We start from the raw sequence: 17158 nt of genomic DNA, 5'->3' as shown, positions 1-17158 counted from the left end.
CGTCAGCGCCGCCGCGTCCGAGGGACGGCGACGATCACGGACGCGACGGCCACCGCGACCATCGCGATGACCTGCCAGAGCGCTGGCCCCGAGGCCGGAGGCCAGATCAGGTCGATCACGACCGAGGTCACGAGCTGTCCGAGCACGGAGCCCAGACCCATCAACAACACCCCGGTGTGGGCGACGATGAACGCGCCGAGCAGGATGTACCCCGCGCCGAGGAACCCGCCGAGGTACAACCATGGCTCGGCGGGGAGGGACTCGGGCATTCCGCGGAGGGCCACGCTCGTCCCCGCCGCCAGCACGAGCACGACGGTGCCGGCGACGAAGCTCATCAGCGTGGCTGCGAGCGGCGACCGGACGCGCTGCGCGAGTCGACCGTTGGTGGCTGCCTGCCACGCGATGCCCACTCCTGCGGCGAACGGCAGCAGGAGCATCCACAGCGGAGCGGAGGCGAGCACGTCGCCGGACAGGGAGATGCCGACGGCGGCGAGCGCGAGCACGCCACCGGCCACCCGCCCCGGCGTCACGGCCACGACTCCGGCCGGACCGAATCCGATGCGATCGAGGACGAGGCCGTGCAGGGTCTGTCCCGCGACGACACCGACGCTGAACAGGGAGACGCCGAGGACCCCCGCCGTGAGCCCTTGCGTGGAGACGGTGAGGGCGCCGCATGCACCGCCGAGCAGCATCCAGAACGGGATCGAGCCCTGCCGGATCCCGCTCCACAGGCGGCCGACTCCGCGACGCGCCGAAGGGATGCACGCGATCACGGCGACGAGCGCGAGGAGCCCGACGGAGAAGGAGAGGAGCCCCGCCACGATGCCGTCGTCGACGCGGACTCCGAGCACGCCGTTGATGCGCGCCTGGACGGCCGTCATGACCCCGATCGCGACCGCCCCGCCGAGTGCGACCGGAGCGGGGAGTCGGCGGGATTCGGGCACCAGTCGACCCTACCCGAGTGGCCCTCGCCTCCCGGACAGGCGGATGTCGGTGCGCACGGCTACGCTGGCGGCATGTGCGCGAGCTACGGTCTTGATCCTCGGTTCACCGATGCGGAAGTCCTCGCCGCCGCCGACGATGCGGTGCTCGAGGGGTTGCGCACGTGGGCCCAGGAGAACGCCGGCGAGACCATCCGTCCGACCGGCAGGAACCTCCGCAACCTCAACCCGCTGATCGTCCAGCCCGATGCCGCGCCCACGCTCGAACCCGCGTGGTGGGGCTTCCTGGTGAACGGCGAGCCTGCGAAGTTCCCGTCGATCAACACGCGGTCGGAACGTCTGCAGGAACGGCCGGGGGGCGCGAAGTCGCGCGCCATCGTCCCGGCGACGAGCTGGTACGAGATGCAGAAGCCCTCGCGCCGCTGGAACGAGTTCATCATCGACGACGGCACGCTCTTCGGCATGGCGGCCGTGACCCAGCGCGGTCGCACGGCAGACGGCGAGTGGTACACCTGCTACTCGATCGTGATGCGGCCGGCCCCCGAGCACCTCGCCGAGCTGCACGATCGGATGCCGTTGCTGGTCCCCGCGTCGTTGAGCCACGACTGGCTCACCGCCCCGCCGACCAGAGAGATCATCGACGAGGCCGTGCTCGCCTCCGAGGAGATGGCCGCACGGGTCACCGCCCGCCCTCGCGACTGACCGCGACCTCCGTCGCCGGGAGGATGTCCGGCCAGCGAGACGGTACCTCGGGCGGATGCGCTGCACCCACGCGGTCCGTAGCGTGGAAGACATGATCACAGCAGAAGGCCTCACGAAGAGGTTCGGAGACAAGACGGCCGTCGACGACGTGTCCTTCACCGTCCACCCGGGCACCGTCACGGGTTTCCTCGGCCCGAACGGGGCCGGCAAGTCGACCACGATGCGGATGATCGTCGGCCTGGATCGGCCCACATCGGGACGAGCCGCGGTCGCCGGTCGGGAGTACCGCAAGCTCCGCGCACCCCTGACCGAGGTCGGAGTGCTCCTCGACGCGAAGGCCGTCCACACCGGACGGACCGCGCGCAATCACCTGCGGGCGATGGCGGCGACCCACGGGATCCCTGCCTCTCGCGTCGACGAGGTCATCGACATCGCCGGGATCGGGTCGGTCGCTCGCAAGCGCGCCGGCAAGTTCTCCCTGGGCATGGGACAGCGACTCGGGATCGCGTCGGCACTCCTCGGAGACCCTCACACGCTGATCCTCGACGAGCCGGTCAACGGCCTCGACCCCGAAGGTGTCCGCTGGGTGCGCCAGTTCGCGCGGCACGCGGCTTCCGAAGGACGCACGGTGCTCCTCTCCAGCCACTTGATGAGCGAGATGGCGCAGACCGCGGATCACGTCATCGTGATGGGACGCGGCAGGGTGCTCGCGGACGCCCCGTTGTCAGAGCTCGTGCGCTCCTGGACACGGAACACCGTCCGGGTGCGCACCCCGCGTCCGGCAGACCTCGCAGCGGCCGTCGGCGGTCCGGAAGTGGAGATCGTGAGCTCCGCGCCGGACCTCCTCGACATCGTGGGCCTGCCCGCCTCCCGCATCGGTGACCTCGCTGCCGACCGCGGCATCCCCTTGCACGAACTCACCCCGACCACCGGCTCTCTCGAAGACGCCTATCTCGCTCTCACCGGCGATTCCGTCGAGTACCGCACCAAGGAGATCTCATGACCGCGACGCAGGCAGTCGCTCCCTCACGGCCCCGCATCGACACCGGCCGACGACTGACGTTCGTGCGCGCACTCCGCGGGGAGTGGATCAAGCTGGCCACGCTGCGCTCGACGTGGTGGTCGATCGGGATCGCGGCGGCGCTCACCATCGGCATCGCCGTCCTCATCGCGCAGGCGATCGACATGCCGGGATTCGAGCCGATCCAGGCCGTCATCATGCCGATCCAGTTCACCATGCTCCTCGCCGGGATCATCGGCGCGATCTCGGTCACCGGCGAATACTCCACCGGGATGATCCGTTCGACCCTCACAGCCAACCCGGTTCGCGGATCGGTGCTCGCCGCGAAGTCCATCGTGCTCGCGGTGTTCCTGTTCCTGTCGTCGCTGGTGATCTTCGCCGTCGCTGCCGTCGCGGTCTCGCTCGTCGTCGCCCCACGTGACCAGACCATCGACTGGTCCGACCCGTCGGCGTCGATCCTGCCGATCGTCGTGGCGTCGCTCGCCATGGCCGTCTTCGCGCTGATCGGGGTGTCGTTCGGGTTCATCCTCCGCTCGGGTGCAGGCGCGATCGCCGCGACCGTCGGCGTCCTGTTCGTACTGCCGATCGTGGCGAACTTCTTCACGTTCGCGGGTGAGACCTGGGCGTGGATCGTCGATGCGGCGAACTACCTTCCCGTGGCGGCAGCGCAGAGCGCGATCCTGCCCGGCGACGATGCAGCGCTGGACGCTCCTGCCGCGTTCCTCACGCTGGCGTGCTGGGTGGTCGGCGGAGCCGTCGCGGCCTGGGCCGTGTTGCGCACACGTGACGCGTAAAGTCGGCGCGTGAGCAGAAAGCGAAGCCGCAGCGACTCGATCCGCGAGGACGAGGAGCTGCGGCTTCCGCGTGCCCCCGGACTCTTCCGCCGGTTCTGGGCGCGACATCCTGTCCTGGCCGACGTGCTGCTCGCGCTGCTGTGCTTTCTGCTCTCGCTCGCTCCGGCGGGACGCCTCACCGATTCGTCGATGCCGGAGGCGACGTACATCGCCATCAACATCGCCACCGTGTCGATGGTCGCGATCGCGTGCAGCACGCTGCTGTGGCGTCGGAGGGTGCCGCTCGCGCCCTTCATCGCCGCGGTGATCCTCGGTACGGTCGGGTTGTTCACCGGGCTCTCAGGGGGCATCATCCTTCTGGTCGTCGCCTGCTACGGACTCGCGGTCTACCGGTCTTCCCGCACGGCGTGGACGAGCTTCGGCGCCGGCGCCGTGTGGTTCCTCGGCCTCGCCGCGCTGCTCATGGTGACGGGCGCCATCACTCTGCAGGAGGGGCTCGACACCGCGATCGGATACATCGTGATGGGTCTGATCGGCACGCTCGTCGGCGTCAACGTCGGCGGGCGCAAACGTTATCTGTCGGCGGTGATCGACCGCTCACGCCAGCTGCTGGTCGAGCGCGATCAGCAGGCACAGCTCGCGGCCGCGTCCGAACGCGCGCGCATCGCCCGCGAGATGCACGACATCGTGTCGCACTCGCTCACCGTGATCGTCGCGCTTTCCGAGGGCGGGGCCGCGACCACAGACCGCGAGCAGGCGCGCAGAGCGGCGATCTCGGCAGCGGAGACGGCCAGGGCCGCGCTCACCGAGATGCGGTCCATGCTCGGTGTGCTGCGCGACGAAGGCTCCCCCCTGCCGATGGCACCCGTGCAACCCGTCCTCCCTCGCGACACCATCGAAGCCGCCCAGCGAGCCGGATACCCCGCCACGCTGGCGATCGTCGGCCAGGCGGAGGTCTCCCCCGCCGTCGAACACGCGATCGGACGGATCGTCCAGGAAGGCGTGACCAACGCGATGCGCCATGCTCCGACGGCGTCTGCTGCCACTGTTCGTCTGGAGTATGCCGCCGACGTCGTGACGATCGAGATCGTGAACGACGGGGTCTCCGGTGCGGTCGGCTCCGACGGGTTCGGTGTGCGCGGGCTGTCCGAGCGGGCTGCTCACGTGCGTGGGACTGTGCGCTCCGCGCCCGCAGATGGCGGACGATGGGTTCTCCGTGCCGAACTGCCCCTCACGGGGAATGCTCACCCGCCACGATCGATGGAGGACGAACGATGACCGAGACGATCAGGGTGCTCCTGGTGGACGACCAGGAGCTGATCCGTGTCGGCTTCCGCATGGTGCTCGAAGCCGAAGCCGACATCGTGGTCGTCGGTGAGGCCGGAGACGGGAAGGCCGCGATCGCTCGGAGCAGGGCGCTGGCCCCCGATCTGGTGCTCATGGACATCCGGATGCCGGAGCTCGACGGCATCGCCGCCACGGAGGCGATCGTGCGAGAGCACCCGCAGACCCGGGTGCTGGTGCTGACGACTTTCGATCTCGACGAGTATGCGTTCGGTGCGATCCGTGCCGGGGCGAGCGGGTTCCTCCTGAAGGATGCGCAGCGGCACGAGATGATCTCCGCCGTCCGCGCGGTGCACCGCGGGGACGCCGCGCTCTCGCCGCGGATCACCAGGATGCTGCTGGATCACGTGACCCCACAGCTCGACGCGTCCTCCGCGAGCGCCGACACGGTGGAGAGCGCTGCACTGGCATCGCTCACCGAGCGCGAGCGTGACGTCTTCCTCGCGATCGGACGCGGTCTGACGAACGCCGAGATCGCGCAGACGCTCTACGTTGGCGAGTCCACGGTGAAGACGCACGTCGGCCGTGTGCTGGCGAAGCTCGGGGCTCGCGACCGCATCCACGCGGTGATCCTGGCGCACCGGCTCGGGCTCGCGGGCTGACGACCCCTGCGCGTCAGGCGCGCGTGGGAGTCCACTCCGAGACGCGGTCGAGAAGCTGCACCTCGTCGGCGGAGAGTTCGAGGCGCGCTCCGGCGAGCAGGTCGGGCACCTGCTCGACCGTACGCGCGCTCGCGATGGGAGCGACGACGGTCGGCTGCGCGCGCAGCCATGCGAGCGACGTCGCTGCGATCGACGCGCCGTGCGCATCGCCGATCTCCTCGAGCGCGTCGATGATCCGCAATCCGGCGGGCGTCGCATACTTCGCGGCACCCTGGGCACGAGGGGAATCCTGACCCGCAGCGTCCGTCGAACGGTACTTTCCGGTCAGGAAACCGCTCGCCAGCGAGTAGTACGGGATGAGGCCGAGATCGAACTCCTCGGCGACGGGGATGATGGTGTCCTCGACCTCGTTGCGGTGCACGAGGTTGTAGTGCGGCTGCACGGCGACCGGCACGGCGACTCCCGTACGACGCGCGATCTCCACCCAGGCCCGGATGCGGTCAGCCGAGTAGTTCGACACGGCGATGTGGCGGACCAGGCCGTCGGCGACCAGCGCGCCGAACGCCGCCACCGTCTCCTCGAGGGGAACGGTCTCATCGTCGAAGTGGGCGTAGTACAGGTCGATCTCATCGACGCCCAGGCGGGCCAACGACGCTTCAGCCGCCCTCCGCACCGTGGCTGCGGAGAGCCCGCGGAACTCCGGGTGCTGACTGACCTTCGTCGCGACGACGACGCCGGACGGCTTGCGGGAGGCGAGCCAGGCGCCGATGATGCGCTCGCTTTCGCCGCCTTCGTTTCCCGGAACCCACGAACTGTACGAGTCGGCCGTGTCGATGAAGTCGCCACCCCCGTCGATGAAAGCGTCGAGCACCTCGAAGGAAGCGTCGCGGTCGGCGGTCCAGCCGAACACGTTGCCGCCGAGCGAGAGAGGGAGAACGTCGAGATCACTGGAGCCGATGCGGGTCATGTCGTGCACAACCGCCGACCCCGGTGTCCGCATTCCCGGATGACGCCCTGTTGCGACGGACACTGCTCGCGCTAGTTCGGCGTCTCCCCGTCGTCATACATCTGCGATGGACGGCCGACCAGGCGCGCGTCGGGAGCGTGCGCCACCATCGGGTCCCTCCCGGATAGTCGAAGCGGGAGAGGACGAACCTCATCGCCTCGAGCCGTGCGCGCTTCTTGTCGTTCGACTTGATGACGATCCACGGGTCGGCCGGGGTGTCGGTGTGGAAGAACATCTCCTCCTTCGCCTTCGTGTAGTCCGCCCATCGGTCGACGCTCGCGAGGTCGGTGGGGCTCAGCTTCCACTGCTTGACGGGGTCTTCACTTCGTCGCGCGAACCGCCGCCGATGTTCTGCCTCTCCGACCGAGAACCACAGTTTGATGAGCCGGATGCCCGACCCGACCAGCATCCGCTCGAACTCCGGAACGGTGTGCATGAACTCGTGATAATCGGCGGAAGAGCAGTACCCCATGACACGTTCGACACCGGCGCGGTTGTACCAGGAGCGGTCCATCAAAACCATCTCCCCGCCGGACGGCAGGTGTGCGACGTAGCGCTGGAAGTACCACTGCGTCCGCTCGGCGTCCGTCGGCTTGTCGAGCGCGACGACCCGCGCGCCACGCGGGTTCAGGTGCTCCATGAAGCGCTTGATCGCACCGCCCTTGCCCGCGGCGTCGCGCCCTTCGAACAGGATGAGCACGCGTTCGGACGACTGCTTGACGTGGGCCTGAAGCTTGAGGAGCTCGATCTGCAGCAGTCGCTTCTCACGTTCATATTCCGAGCGCGAGAGCTTCTTCGCATACGGGTAGCCCTGCTGCCATTCGGGTTTCATGGTCGCCGCGCTGCTCATGATGGACCCTCCCCAGGGTGCTCGGGAACCCCGCCCCGGGGTGGGCGCAGGTGACCGGGCGGGGTGGCGGTCACCTGCGCCGTCTCCGACCTGGCGAATCCATCGACCGCCAGGAAAACCGACACACGAGTAACATATCACCTGATAAGGCGATACACAAAACGCGCACAGGGTTCAGTGCGCTCGAGCGGGGACGACGTCCGCGATCATGGCGATCGAGGAGGCGACAGCAGCCGCCGACCCGTCTCCGATGGGAGCCGAGGAGCGGGCGACCGCGAAGGAAGCCGCAGTGCGGATCAGTGCCGTGGCGCCATGGGGAGCGAGACGCTGCGGCGAGACGACGCCATCAGCGTCCGCTGCCCACTCGTGCGAGGACTCAGAGAGCCGACTACGGGACTCGAACCCGTAACCCCCGTATTACAAGTACGGTGCGCTACCAATTGCGCCAAGTCGGCGGACGCCCCCAGCTTAGCTGGCGGCATCGACGGCGTTCGACCTACGGAGCAGGCGTGGAGGACGCGGAAGGTGTCGGGCTCGGCGTCTCGCGCGAGGCATCACTGGCGACGCTGAGCACGAACTGCGAGAACTCCGCCGGGTCGTCCAGCGCCCCCACGTATGCCTCGCCGTTCGCCACGATCATCGGCGCAGCCGAGAGCACCAGGTCGTCCGAACCGGCCAGCGGTCCTTCCAGCGCCCTGGTCGTCGCCTCCTTGGCCCAGCCGACGAAGTCGCCGTCCTCGATGCACGAACGGACCGCCTTGGAATTGTCGACGCCGACGGCGAGGGCGAGATTCGCGAGATCCTCGTCCGAGAATCCGTCGCTGCCCACTTCGGGCTGGTCGTCGAGCAGATCGTGGTTGAACGCGTAGAACTGCTCGGGCGAGTGCGTGGCCACGCACGCCGCAGCCGCTGCGGATCGGAGCGAGAACTTGGTGCCGTTGGAGCTGGCGGTGAGCAGCGCCACCGGGTGGTAGCTGACCGTGACCGCACCCTCGGTGATCCAGCCGGCGAGCTGGCGGGCGTTGGCGCGCTCGAATTTCCCCGCATCCGGCGACAGGTAGTCCACATAGACGTGGATGTCGACCTTCTCGGACGTCGTCGGACTCGGCGTCGGCGTTGCGGTCGCACCGGCATCCGTCGCGTCGGGATCAGGCGTCGAAGGAACCTCCTGCGACGAGGCGAAGGCCTCGATGTCGGTGACGACCACGCCATCGGACTGCATCCCCGTGGGGGTGAGACGCGGTTTGGAGACCTGCGACGACACCGCGAGCGTCACCGCAGTGCCGATCGCCCCCACCGCCGCGATCGCCACCGCACCGATGATGATCCGTCGCATGAGGCGCGCCCGCGACTGCTGGGCGTGCACTCTCTGGGCCTTCTCCCGCACGGCCTCGCGCGAATTGCGAGGTGTGGGGACGTTCGGCGTTTCGTCGCTCGACATCGTTCCTCTTGTGAGTCTCCAGGGGGGTCCGGGTTGGCCCCGACCGCCGCTCGACGACGATCGCCGCAGCGCGCGGCCGAGTTCGATGCTAGTCAGTGAGGCTGAGAAATACCCAGGTACCGCCGTTCATGCCATACTGATCCCGACCCAATGACGGGTCACGGCGGTTCACTCCGCCGCTTCATCACTACGGATCGTCCGGCACGTACCTGCCGGTGAAGGAGAAACCACAATGGCATCTGTGACTTTCGACGAGGCCACCCGCCTGTATCCCGGCGGCACCCGTCCGGCCGTCGACAAGCTGAACCTCGAGGTCGGAGACGGCGAGTTCCTCGTTCTCGTCGGCCCCTCCGGCTGCGGTAAGTCCACGTCCCTCCGCATGCTCGCCGGCCTCGAAGAGGTCAACGCGGGCCGCATCCTCATCGGCGACCGTGACGTGACCGACGTCCCGCCGAAGGACCGCGACATCGCGATGGTCTTCCAGAACTACGCGCTGTACCCGCACATGACCGTCGCCGAGAACATGGGCTTCGCGCTCAAGATCGCCGGCGTCGGCAAGGAGGAGCGTGCCGCACGCGTCCTCGAGGCCGCCAAGCTCCTCGACCTCGAGCCCTACCTGACCCGCAAGCCCAAGGCCCTCTCGGGAGGCCAGCGTCAGCGCGTCGCCATGGGCCGAGCCATCGTGCGTCAGCCCCAGGTGTTCCTCATGGACGAGCCGCTGTCGAACCTCGACGCCAAGCTCCGCGTGCAGACCCGTACGCAGATCGCTTCGCTGCAGCGTCGACTCGGCGTCACGACCGTCTACGTCACGCACGACCAGACCGAGGCGCTCACCATGGGTGACCGCATCGCGGTCCTCAAGGACGGTCTGCTCCAGCAGGTCGGCTCGCCGCGCGACCTGTACGAGAAGCCGAACAACGTCTTCGTGGCCGGCTTCATCGGCTCGCCCGCGATGAACCTGTTCGCGGCCGACCTCGCCGACGGCGGCATCCGCTTCGGCTCCGAGGTCGTCCCGCTCGACCGCGACACGGTCGGCCGCGCGAACGGCAGCCAGGTCACGGTCGGCGTGCGCCCCGAGGACATCACCGTCGGCCCGGCTGACGGCAAGGGTCTTCCGGTCACCGTCGACCTGGTCGAGGAGCTCGGCGCCGACGGGTACCTGTACGGCCACACCGAGATCAACGGCAAGCGCAGCGACATCGTCGCCCGCGTCGACGGCCGCAACCACCCGAACGCGGGCGAGACGGTCACGCTCGCTGCGAACCCGGGCCACGTGCACGCGTTCGACATCGAGTCGGGCGACCGCCTGAACGACAAGCCGGTCGTCTCCGCCTGATCGGACACCAGACGCGGCGCAGGCTGACTTCGGTCACCTGCGCCGCGTCTGTTTTCCTTCCCCCCACGACCCGGGAGCGTGATGCAGGATTCGCTGCGGATCACCGCCAGCAAGATCGATCCGGGGCTGCTGTCCCTGCCCTGGTCGACCTCGCTCGCCAAATGGCCGTCGGAGCACATCGTGTCGCTCCCGAAAGGCCTCTCGCGCCACCTCGTGCGCTTCGCCGATCTGTCCGGCCGCGTCATCGCGGTCAAGGAGACCACGGCGGAGATGGCTCAGCGTGAATACGAGATGCTCGGCAACCTCGCCCGCCTCGATGTGCCCTGCGTCGACCGCGTCGCAGTGATCGCCGGGCGCACGGACGCCGACGGCGAGCCCCTCCCCGCAGCCCTGGTCACCTCGCACCTGCGCTTCTCGATGCCGTACCGCGCTCTGTTCACCCGAGTGCTGCGTCCGGACACCGCCACCCGGCTCGTCGATGCCCTCGCACTGCTCCTGGTACGCCTGCACAACGTCGGCTTCTACTGGGGCGATGTCTCCCTCTCGAACACGCTGTTCCGCCGCGATGCGGGCGCGTTCGCCGCGTATCTGGTCGATGCCGAGACGGGTGAACTGCACGAGGAAGGTCTGACAGACGGCCAGCGGGCCTACGACCTCGACCTGGCACGCACGAACATCGCCGGAGAGATCATGGACCTCGCCGCGGGCGGCCGCCTCGAGAACGGCGTCGACGCCGTCGCGATCGCCGACGGCATCGTCTCCTCGTACCGGTCCCTGTGGGCCGAGCTCACCGCCCAGGAGTCGTTCTCGGCCGCCGAGACCTGGCGCATCACGGAACGGGTCGAGCGTCTCAACGCGCTCGGCTTCGACATCGACGAGATGTCGCTGTCGACGACGGCAGACGGTCGAGTGGTGGAGATCCAGCCGAAGGTGGTGGACGCGGGTCACCACCAACGCCGCCTCATCCGGTTGACCGGTCTCGACGTGGAGGAGAACCAGGCGCGGCGGCTGCTCAACGACCTCGACGAGTTCCGAGCCCGATCGACGAAGCAGTGGGCCGACGAGGAGATGTACGCCCACGAATGGCTCACCCGTGTGTTCGAGCCCGTCGTGCGCGCGATCCCGTACGAGCTGCGGGCCAAGCTCGAGCCCGCCGAGGTCTTCCACCAGGTGCTCGAGCACCGGTGGTACCTGTCGCAGGCCCAGGGCCGCTCCGTCCCCCTGGCCGAGGTGCTGACGAGCTACATCAACGAGGTGCTGCGCCATCGTCGCGACGAGGCGACCATCATGGGCCCGCCGACCGAGACCATGAGCCTGCCCGTCGTCACCGGTGCGACCCCGGTGACCGACGAGGACGAGGACGTCGACTGGCGCGACCTGGTCTGACTCCCGCGGCCCTGTCTCCGAGTACACGGCTTGTCCCCGAGTGCACGGCATCCGCGCGTCGAGACGCCGTGCGTTCGGCACGAAGCCGTGCGCTCGGCGTCAGTAGGTGCGCCCGATGGGTCAGTAGCCGACGGTGAATCGCTCGCGGTGGTGGTTGCCCTGCTCGATCTCGTCGACGACCGCGACCGCGAAGTCGGCGCCGGAGATGAAGGACTTCCCGTCGGCATCACGGACGAGCACGTCGCCGCCGTCCCGGTACTGTCCGGTGCGCTCGCCCTCCGCCCACGGGCCGAACACCTCGGCGGGGTGGATGAAGAACCAGTCGAGTCCGGCATCCGTCGCCTCCAGGAGGGCGAGGGAGTCGATGCCGACTTGCGCCTCGTGCTTGTACTCCTCGGGGAAGTCCTGGTCGAACAGTCGCGGCCCACCCGGGGCGACGAGGCTGCCGCCAGCGCCCCCGACCACGCCGAGGCGCGTCTCGGTCCCGGCGAGCCGGTCGACCACGTTCGACAGGGCTTCGAGCGCTCGATCCTCCATATCGCCACGCGGCGAGAGCGCGGAGACCACCGCATCCGCGCCCACGAACGCATCGGCCAACGGCGCAAGGTCCAGGGCGGACCCCTGGACGTAGGCCGCGCCTGCCACCGGATCGGTCGCCGTCGAGCGCGAGATCGCGATCACCGCATGGCCGCGACTCACCGCCTCTGCGACGATGTGACGTCCGGCGTAGCCGGTACCTCCGAGTACGACGATGCGAGCCATGGTCTGCCTTTCCTCCGGCTGTTACTTCTTGAGGGCGCGTACCGTCGCCACCTGGTACAGGGCGACGGAGGTGGCGATCCCCGCGTTCAGGGACTCGGTCGCAGCCGAGATCGGGATCGAGACGATCTGGTCACACGTCTCTGTGACGAGCCGCGACAGCCCCTTGCCCTCCGAGCCCACGACGATCACGACAGGGCGGTCGGCGAGCTGCAGGTCGGGGAGCTGCACGTCGCCGTCGCCGTCTAGCCCGAGCACGAAGACGCCCTGCTTCTTGAACTCCTTGAGCTGCGTGGTGAGGTTCGTCGCGAGCGCCACCGGGATCCGGGCCGCAGCTCCGGCACTCGTCTTCCACGCGGCGGAGTTCACACCGGCGGAGCGCCGCTGCGGCAGGATGATGCCGTGTCCGCCGAATGCCGCGGTCGACCGGATGATCGCGCCGAGGTTCCGCGGGTCGGTGACGCCGTCGAGTGCCACGAACAACGGCACCCCTCCGTCGTCGATGACCTGCTCCAGAAGGTCCTGCGGATGCGCGTACTCGTACGGCGGCACCTTGACGGCCACACCCTGGTGCACGCCGTCGAAGCCGGCCATCCGGTCGAGCTCCTGGCGCGTCACCTCGAGCACCGGGATGCCGCGGTGCGTGGCGATCGACAGCATCTCCTTGACACGGTCGTCCATCTCGACCCGCTGTGCGATGTAGAACGCCGTCGCAGGGATCTTCGCCCGCAGCGCCTCGAGCACCGAGTTGCGTCCGGTCACCGTCTCGGTGTCGGTGGTGTTGTCCTTCGCGCGGGCGGAACGGTTCGGGTTCCCGCCGGACGTCTGCCTCGCGCCCGGCTTGCCCTTGCCCCCGGACGCGGCGTAGCGCTCGGCGGCCGCCTTGCGCTTTCCCGCCGGGTGCCAGGCGCGGTCCTCGGCCTTCGGGGTCGGTCCGCGACCCTCGAGCGCCTTGCGCCCGAGTCCACCGGTGCCCTTGGTGGGGCCCTTCTTCTTGCCGTTGCTCGCGCCGGGGCGCTGTGGCTTAGCCATCGATACTCCAATGAGTTCCGGCCGGAGTGTCCTCCAGCGTGATTCCTGCGGCGGCGATCGCGTCTCGGATGCGATCCGCCGCCGCCCAGTCCTTGTCAGCGCGTGCCTGCGCGCGCTGGGTGATCATCGTCTGGACCAATGCGTCCAGAGTGCGGTGTTCAGCGAGGTCTCCCCCGCTGGACATGAGCTCGTCGAACCCGAGCAGCCGGACCATGGCGTCCACCTGGACGAAGGCGGCCCACGCCTCTTCGTCCGCACCGGCATCGATCGCCGTGTTGCCGCGTCGCACCGTCTCGTGCAACACGGCGAGCGCCTGAGGAACGCCGAGGTCGTCGTCCATCGCTGCGGCGAACTCCTCGGGTATCTCGCCGATCCGCGTCTCGTCCGGTGCACCGGGAAGCGCACGGCGGACACGGGAGATGAACGTCGCGATGCGCGCGAGAGCCGCCTCAGCCTCGGTCCACGACGATTCGCTGAGGTCGAGGCTCGAGCGATAGTGCGCGGCGGCGAGCGCGTAACGCACCACCAGCGCATCCTGCAGAGCGAGCACATCGGCGGCCAATGTGAAGTTGCCGAGCGATTTGGACATCTTCTGCCCGCCAACGGTCACGAGTCCGTTGTGCACCCAGTACCGGGCGAAGCCGTCGCCGGCCGCCGTCGACTGCGCGAGCTCGTTCTCATGATGAGGGAACCGCAGATCGAGGCCCCCTCCGTGGATGTCGAACTCCGCGCCGAGATACCGCCTCGACATGGCGGAGCACTCGATGTGCCAGCCAGGACGCCCGGCACCCCAGGGGGACTGCCACGTCGCATCCGCCGGCTCATCGACCTTGGCGCCCTTCCACAGTGCGAAGTCCTGCGGGTTCCGCTTCCCACGAGGGTCCGCGTCTTCTGCCGCTTCCATGTCGTCGAGCGACTGGTGCGTCAGCGCACCGTACTCGGACCAGGAGCGCACATCGAAGTACACGTCGCCGGAGCCGTCCGGTGCCGGGTACGCGTGACCGCGCTCGATCAGCACCGCGATCAACTCCTGCATCTGCGGGACGGATGCCGTGGCTCGGGGCTCGTACGTCGGCGGAAGAATACCCACACCCGCATAGGCCGCGGTGAACTCCTGCTCCATCCGATAGGCGAGCGCCCACCACGGCTCGGCGTCCGTCGCGTTGGCGAGCACCTTGTCGTCGATGTCGGTGACGTTGCGGACGAACGTGACGCGACCGTAGCGGTGCTCGAGCCAGCGCCGCAGCAGATCGAAGCTGAGTGCCGCTCTGACGTGGCCGATGTGAGGTCCGGACTGCACCGTGGGTCCGCACACGTACATCGTGATGTTCTCGGGATCGAGAGGCACGAAGTCACGCAACACCGCGGCGCGGGTGTCGTAGAGGCGGAGAGTCACCGCTCAAGCCTACCGGGCGCGGTCTCCGCGAGTCTGGGCGCGCCGCGCGGCCTCATGTCGGCGCGCGCCGGCTCAGTCGACCGGCAGCACCTCGCCGGTCTGCACCCCGAGGACACTCTTGGCGTAGGCCATCCCGACCCGGGAGGACGAGACCGGCACGAAGCCGGGGAAGGACGAGTGATACGAGGGTGCGTCCTCGAGCACCGAGGGGCTGACGGCGTTGATGCGGATGCCGCGGGGCAGCTCCGGTGCCGCGCCGAGCACGAAAGCTTCGAGAGCGCCGTTGGCGAGGGAAGCCGCCGCGCCGGTGGCGATCGGCTCGCGGGCGAGGATGCCGGAGGTCAGCGTGAAGGAGCCCCCGTCGCGGACGAAGCGCGTTCCGATGCGGACGATGTCGAGCTGCGAAAGCACCTTGCCCCGGAGCGCGGCCTCGTAGTCGTCGCGGTCGAGGTCGGCGAGCGGTGCGAACGGCACGCTCCCGACGGCGGCGACGACGGCGTCGACCTCCCCGACCTGGTCGAACAGGCGCTCGATGGAGCGGGGGTCGGTCACGTCCACCGAGGGCTGCCCGCTCCGCGAGGCGGCGACGATCTCGTGCCCGCCGAGCGCCGACACGGCCGCGCGACCCACGTGCCCGCTCGCACCGATGATGAGGATCTTCACTCCGGCTCCTTCCGTCCTGCCCGTGCGATCACGGAACCCGCTCTGGTCGTCTTCACGCTATCGCGTCAGACCGGGAAGACGATCGCGACCGCGGTGACGGCGATGCCCTCCGACCGGCCGGGAAAGCCGAGGCCGTCGGTGGTCGTGGCGGAGATCGACACCGGCGCCCCGAGGATCTCTGCGAGGCGGGACTGCGCCTCGGCCCGTCGCGGGCTGAACTTCGGCCGGTTGCCCTGGAACTGGACCGAGACGTTGCCGATCGCGAATCCCGCTTCGACGAGCAGTTCGCGCGTCCGCGCCAGGAACACGTCCGCGTGCGCTCCTGCGTACTCGGGGTGCGAGGTGCCGAAGTGCTCCCCGATGTCACCGAGTCCCGCGGCGCCCAGCAACGCATCCACGATCGCGTGAGCGACGGCATCGCCGTCGGAGTGACCCGAGAGCGGCTGCTCCCCCGGCCATTCGAGTCCGGCGAGCCAGAGGTTCGCCTCACCGCCGAAAGCATGGACGTCCGTACCGACGCCGATCCGTGGGGTGCCCGTGCGCACCGCCGCAACCGGCTGAGATGCAGAGGACACGGTGCCCGCTGCCGTGAGCAGGTGCCGTGCGCGGTCGAGATCATCGGGAGTGGTGATCTTGAAGGCGAGCGCGGAACCGGGGATGTGGCGCACGCGATACCCGGCTGCCGCGAACAGCGCGGCATCGTCGGTGTACTCCGCGCCATCCGCGAGCGCTTTCGCGTACGCCGCCTCGAGGCCGGCACGGGGGAAGCCCTGGGGCGTCTGCGCTGCGGCGAGTTCGGAGCGGTCGACGGCTTCGACCACGGCGCCGTCCGCCACCTTCTTGAGAGTGTCGACGACGGGCAGCACGGGGAGCACGCCATCGTCGGCCGTGACCGATCGGGCCACCTCGTCGATCTGCGACGGCGGCGTGAGGGCGCGAGCCGCGTCGTGCACGAGCACGGTCTTCACGTCACCCCAGAGCGTCGCGAGTCCCGCCGCGACGGACTGCTGGCGGGTGGCGCCCCCCGTGACGACACGACCGAGGTCTCGCCGGTCGCCCGCCGCGGCCTCGAGCTCTGCGAGCGCGTCCCCCTCATAGCCGGGCGGTGCCACGACGATCACCTGGGCAGGAGCGGCCGCGAAGACGCCGTCGAGCGCATGGCGCAGGATCGTGTGCGCATCGATCCCGACCAGTGCCTTCGGCGCACCCGCCTCCAGACGCGTGCCGGAACCGGCGGCGACGACGATGATCGCGATGTCGGGTACGGGAAGCAGAGTCACCGTCTCACGCTACCGCGTGGCGGGAACGACGAAGGGCGGATGCCGAAGCATCCGCCCTTCGCAGAGAAATCAGGAGGCGAGGACCTCGTCGAGCAGTGCGCCCGCCTTGTCCTCGTCGGTCTTCTCGGCCAGCGCGAGCTCGGAGATGAGGATCTGACGAGCCTTCGCCAGCATCCGCTTCTCGCCCGCGGACAGACCGCGGTCCTGGTCGCGGCGCCACAGGTCGCGGACGACCTCGCTCACCTTGATCACATCGCCCGAGGCGAGCTTCTCGAGGTTCGCCTTGTATCGGCGCGACCAGTTCGTCGGCTCTTCGGTGAAGGGCGCACGCAGCACCTCGAACACATGGTCGAGTCCCTCTTTGCCGATGACGTCACGGACGCCGACCAGGTCGACGTTCTCGGCCGGAACCTCGATGATCAGGTCGCCCTGCGTGACGTTGAGCTTCAGGTACTTCTTCGTCTCTCCCTTGATGATGCGCTCCTTGACCTCGATGATGGTCGCAGCGCCATGGTGGGGATAGACGACGGTTTCGCCAACCTCAAAAAGCATAAAAACGTGTCCTTTCGGCAACCTCAAGGATACCACAGGGCGGATGCGCTAAG

At 68.8% G+C, this 17158-nt stretch carries 16 protein-coding genes, 1 tRNA gene and 1 pseudogene; 7 read left to right on the top strand and 11 right to left on the bottom strand.

Features of this window, described 5'->3' with window-relative positions; genetic code table 11:
- Positions 1-2: 2 nt before the first annotated feature.
- Positions 3-944 carry a DMT family transporter gene (locus AB0E56_RS08580; protein WP_359798179.1) on the bottom strand — a complete coding sequence of 314 codons (942 nt, stop codon included), beginning with the start codon at positions 942-944 and terminating at the stop codon, positions 3-5.
- Between the two features lie 72 nt (positions 945-1016).
- Between AB0E56_RS08580 and AB0E56_RS08575 the strand changes: the two genes are divergently transcribed.
- From AB0E56_RS08575 to AB0E56_RS08555, 5 genes are all read left to right on the top strand, one after another.
- Complete coding sequence (locus AB0E56_RS08575; RefSeq protein ID WP_359798178.1) at positions 1017-1643, top strand: SOS response-associated peptidase family protein; 627 nt, start codon at positions 1017-1019, stop codon at positions 1641-1643.
- A gap of 91 nt (positions 1644-1734) precedes the next feature.
- Positions 1735-2646, top strand: a complete 912-nt coding sequence (locus AB0E56_RS08570; RefSeq protein ID WP_359798176.1) for an ATP-binding cassette domain-containing protein — start codon at positions 1735-1737, stop codon at positions 2644-2646.
- Complete coding sequence (locus AB0E56_RS08565; RefSeq protein WP_359798175.1) at positions 2643-3458, top strand: ABC transporter permease; 816 nt, start codon at positions 2643-2645, stop codon at positions 3456-3458. The genes AB0E56_RS08570 and AB0E56_RS08565 overlap by 4 nt, the downstream gene beginning before the upstream one ends.
- A gap of 9 nt (positions 3459-3467) precedes the next feature.
- Positions 3468-4736 (top strand): histidine kinase, encoded by a 1269-nt coding sequence (locus AB0E56_RS08560; RefSeq protein ID WP_359798173.1) that lies wholly within the window; start codon positions 3468-3470, stop codon positions 4734-4736.
- Complete coding sequence (locus AB0E56_RS08555) at positions 4733-5404, top strand: response regulator transcription factor (protein ID WP_359798171.1); 672 nt, start codon at positions 4733-4735, stop codon at positions 5402-5404. Before AB0E56_RS08560 ends, AB0E56_RS08555 begins: the two co-directional genes overlap by 4 nt.
- A gap of 13 nt (positions 5405-5417) precedes the next feature.
- Here AB0E56_RS08555 and AB0E56_RS08550 read toward each other — a convergent pair whose 3' ends face one another.
- From AB0E56_RS08550 to AB0E56_RS08535, 4 genes and pseudogenes are all read right to left on the bottom strand, one after another.
- Positions 5418-6371 (bottom strand): aldo/keto reductase, encoded by a 954-nt coding sequence (locus AB0E56_RS08550; RefSeq protein WP_359798170.1) that lies wholly within the window; start codon positions 6369-6371, stop codon positions 5418-5420.
- 71 nt (positions 6372-6442) lie between these two features.
- A pseudogene (ppk2, locus tag AB0E56_RS08545) lies at positions 6443-7230 on the bottom strand (polyphosphate kinase 2); the annotation flags it as partial.
- Between the two features lie 412 nt (positions 7231-7642).
- Positions 7643-7715 (bottom strand) — tRNA-Thr (locus tag AB0E56_RS08540).
- 41 nt (positions 7716-7756) lie between these two features.
- Positions 7757-8701, bottom strand: a complete 945-nt coding sequence (locus AB0E56_RS08535) for a thioredoxin domain-containing protein (protein ID WP_359798168.1) — start codon at positions 8699-8701, stop codon at positions 7757-7759.
- Positions 8702-8933: 232 nt separating this feature from the next.
- Here AB0E56_RS08535 and ugpC point away from each other — a divergent pair, with 232 nt between their 5' ends.
- Together ugpC and AB0E56_RS08525 are read left to right on the top strand one after the other, a co-directional pair.
- Positions 8934-10037 (top strand): sn-glycerol-3-phosphate ABC transporter ATP-binding protein UgpC, encoded by a 1104-nt coding sequence (gene ugpC / locus AB0E56_RS08530; RefSeq protein ID WP_359798166.1) that lies wholly within the window; start codon positions 8934-8936, stop codon positions 10035-10037.
- Positions 10038-10118: 81 nt separating this feature from the next.
- A complete protein-coding gene (locus tag AB0E56_RS08525; protein WP_359798165.1) occupies positions 10119-11423 on the top strand; it encodes a DUF4032 domain-containing protein in 1305 nt (434 codons plus the stop codon).
- Between the two features lie 120 nt (positions 11424-11543).
- Here the strand turns inward: AB0E56_RS08525 and AB0E56_RS08520 are convergent, their stop codons facing one another.
- The 6 genes from AB0E56_RS08520 to AB0E56_RS08495 form a co-directional block, all read right to left on the bottom strand.
- A complete protein-coding gene (locus AB0E56_RS08520) occupies positions 11544-12185 on the bottom strand; it encodes an NAD(P)H-binding protein (protein WP_359798163.1) in 642 nt (213 codons plus the stop codon).
- 21 nt (positions 12186-12206) lie between these two features.
- Positions 12207-13214 carry a 23S rRNA (guanosine(2251)-2'-O)-methyltransferase RlmB gene (rlmB, locus tag AB0E56_RS08515; RefSeq protein WP_359798162.1) on the bottom strand — a complete coding sequence of 336 codons (1008 nt, stop codon included), beginning with the start codon at positions 13212-13214 and terminating at the stop codon, positions 12207-12209.
- Positions 13207-14610: a cysteine--tRNA ligase gene (cysS, locus tag AB0E56_RS08510; RefSeq protein WP_359798161.1), complete on the bottom strand. Its 1404-nt coding sequence runs from the start codon at positions 14608-14610 to the stop codon at positions 13207-13209. Before cysS ends, rlmB begins: the two co-directional genes overlap by 8 nt.
- A 72-nt stretch (positions 14611-14682) precedes the next feature.
- Complete coding sequence (locus AB0E56_RS08505; RefSeq protein ID WP_359798159.1) at positions 14683-15273, bottom strand: short chain dehydrogenase; 591 nt, start codon at positions 15271-15273, stop codon at positions 14683-14685.
- Between the two features lie 65 nt (positions 15274-15338).
- The gene (ispD, locus tag AB0E56_RS08500; protein ID WP_359798157.1) at positions 15339-16553 is read right to left on the bottom strand and encodes a 2-C-methyl-D-erythritol 4-phosphate cytidylyltransferase; all 1215 of its coding nucleotides are present in this window, start codon (positions 16551-16553) and stop codon (positions 15339-15341) included.
- Positions 16554-16622: 69 nt separating this feature from the next.
- Positions 16623-17105, bottom strand: coding sequence for a CarD family transcriptional regulator (locus tag AB0E56_RS08495; protein ID WP_136056290.1), 483 nt, complete (start codon positions 17103-17105; stop codon positions 16623-16625).
- Positions 17106-17158: the final 53 nt, after the last annotated feature.

This window comes from Microbacterium sp. NPDC028030 (assembly GCF_040637855.1).
Taxonomy (GTDB): Bacteria; Actinomycetota; Actinomycetes; order Actinomycetales; family Microbacteriaceae; genus Microbacterium.
Note: the sequence above shows the minus strand (reverse complement) of the source record. Positions and strands in the feature narration are given on the sequence as shown.

Bases quoted from the DNA above. Each gene is read 5' to 3' on its own strand.
- AB0E56_RS08575 (WP_359798178.1), top strand. From the start codon at position 1,017: ATGTGCGCGAGCTACGGTCTTGATCCTCGGTTCACCGATGCGGAAGTC.
- AB0E56_RS08570 (WP_359798176.1), top strand. From the start codon at position 1,735: ATGATCACAGCAGAAGGCCTCACGAAGAGGTTCGGAGACAAGACGGCC.
- AB0E56_RS08565 (WP_359798175.1), top strand. From the start codon at position 2,643: ATGACCGCGACGCAGGCAGTCGCTCCCTCACGGCCCCGCATCGACACC.
- AB0E56_RS08555 (WP_359798171.1), top strand. From the start codon at position 4,733: ATGACCGAGACGATCAGGGTGCTCCTGGTGGACGACCAGGAGCTGATC.
- AB0E56_RS08550 (WP_359798170.1), bottom strand. From the start codon at position 6,371: ATGACCCGCATCGGCTCCAGTGATCTCGACGTTCTCCCTCTCTCGCTC.
- AB0E56_RS08535 (WP_359798168.1), bottom strand. From the start codon at position 8,701: ATGTCGAGCGACGAAACGCCGAACGTCCCCACACCTCGCAATTCGCGC.
- ugpC (WP_359798166.1), top strand. From the start codon at position 8,934: ATGGCATCTGTGACTTTCGACGAGGCCACCCGCCTGTATCCCGGCGGC.
- AB0E56_RS08525 (WP_359798165.1), top strand. From the start codon at position 10,119: ATGCAGGATTCGCTGCGGATCACCGCCAGCAAGATCGATCCGGGGCTG.
- AB0E56_RS08520 (WP_359798163.1), bottom strand. From the start codon at position 12,185: ATGGCTCGCATCGTCGTACTCGGAGGTACCGGCTACGCCGGACGTCAC.
- rlmB (WP_359798162.1), bottom strand. From the start codon at position 13,214: ATGGCTAAGCCACAGCGCCCCGGCGCGAGCAACGGCAAGAAGAAGGGC.
- AB0E56_RS08495 (WP_136056290.1), bottom strand. From the start codon at position 17,105: ATGCTTTTTGAGGTTGGCGAAACCGTCGTCTATCCCCACCATGGCGCT.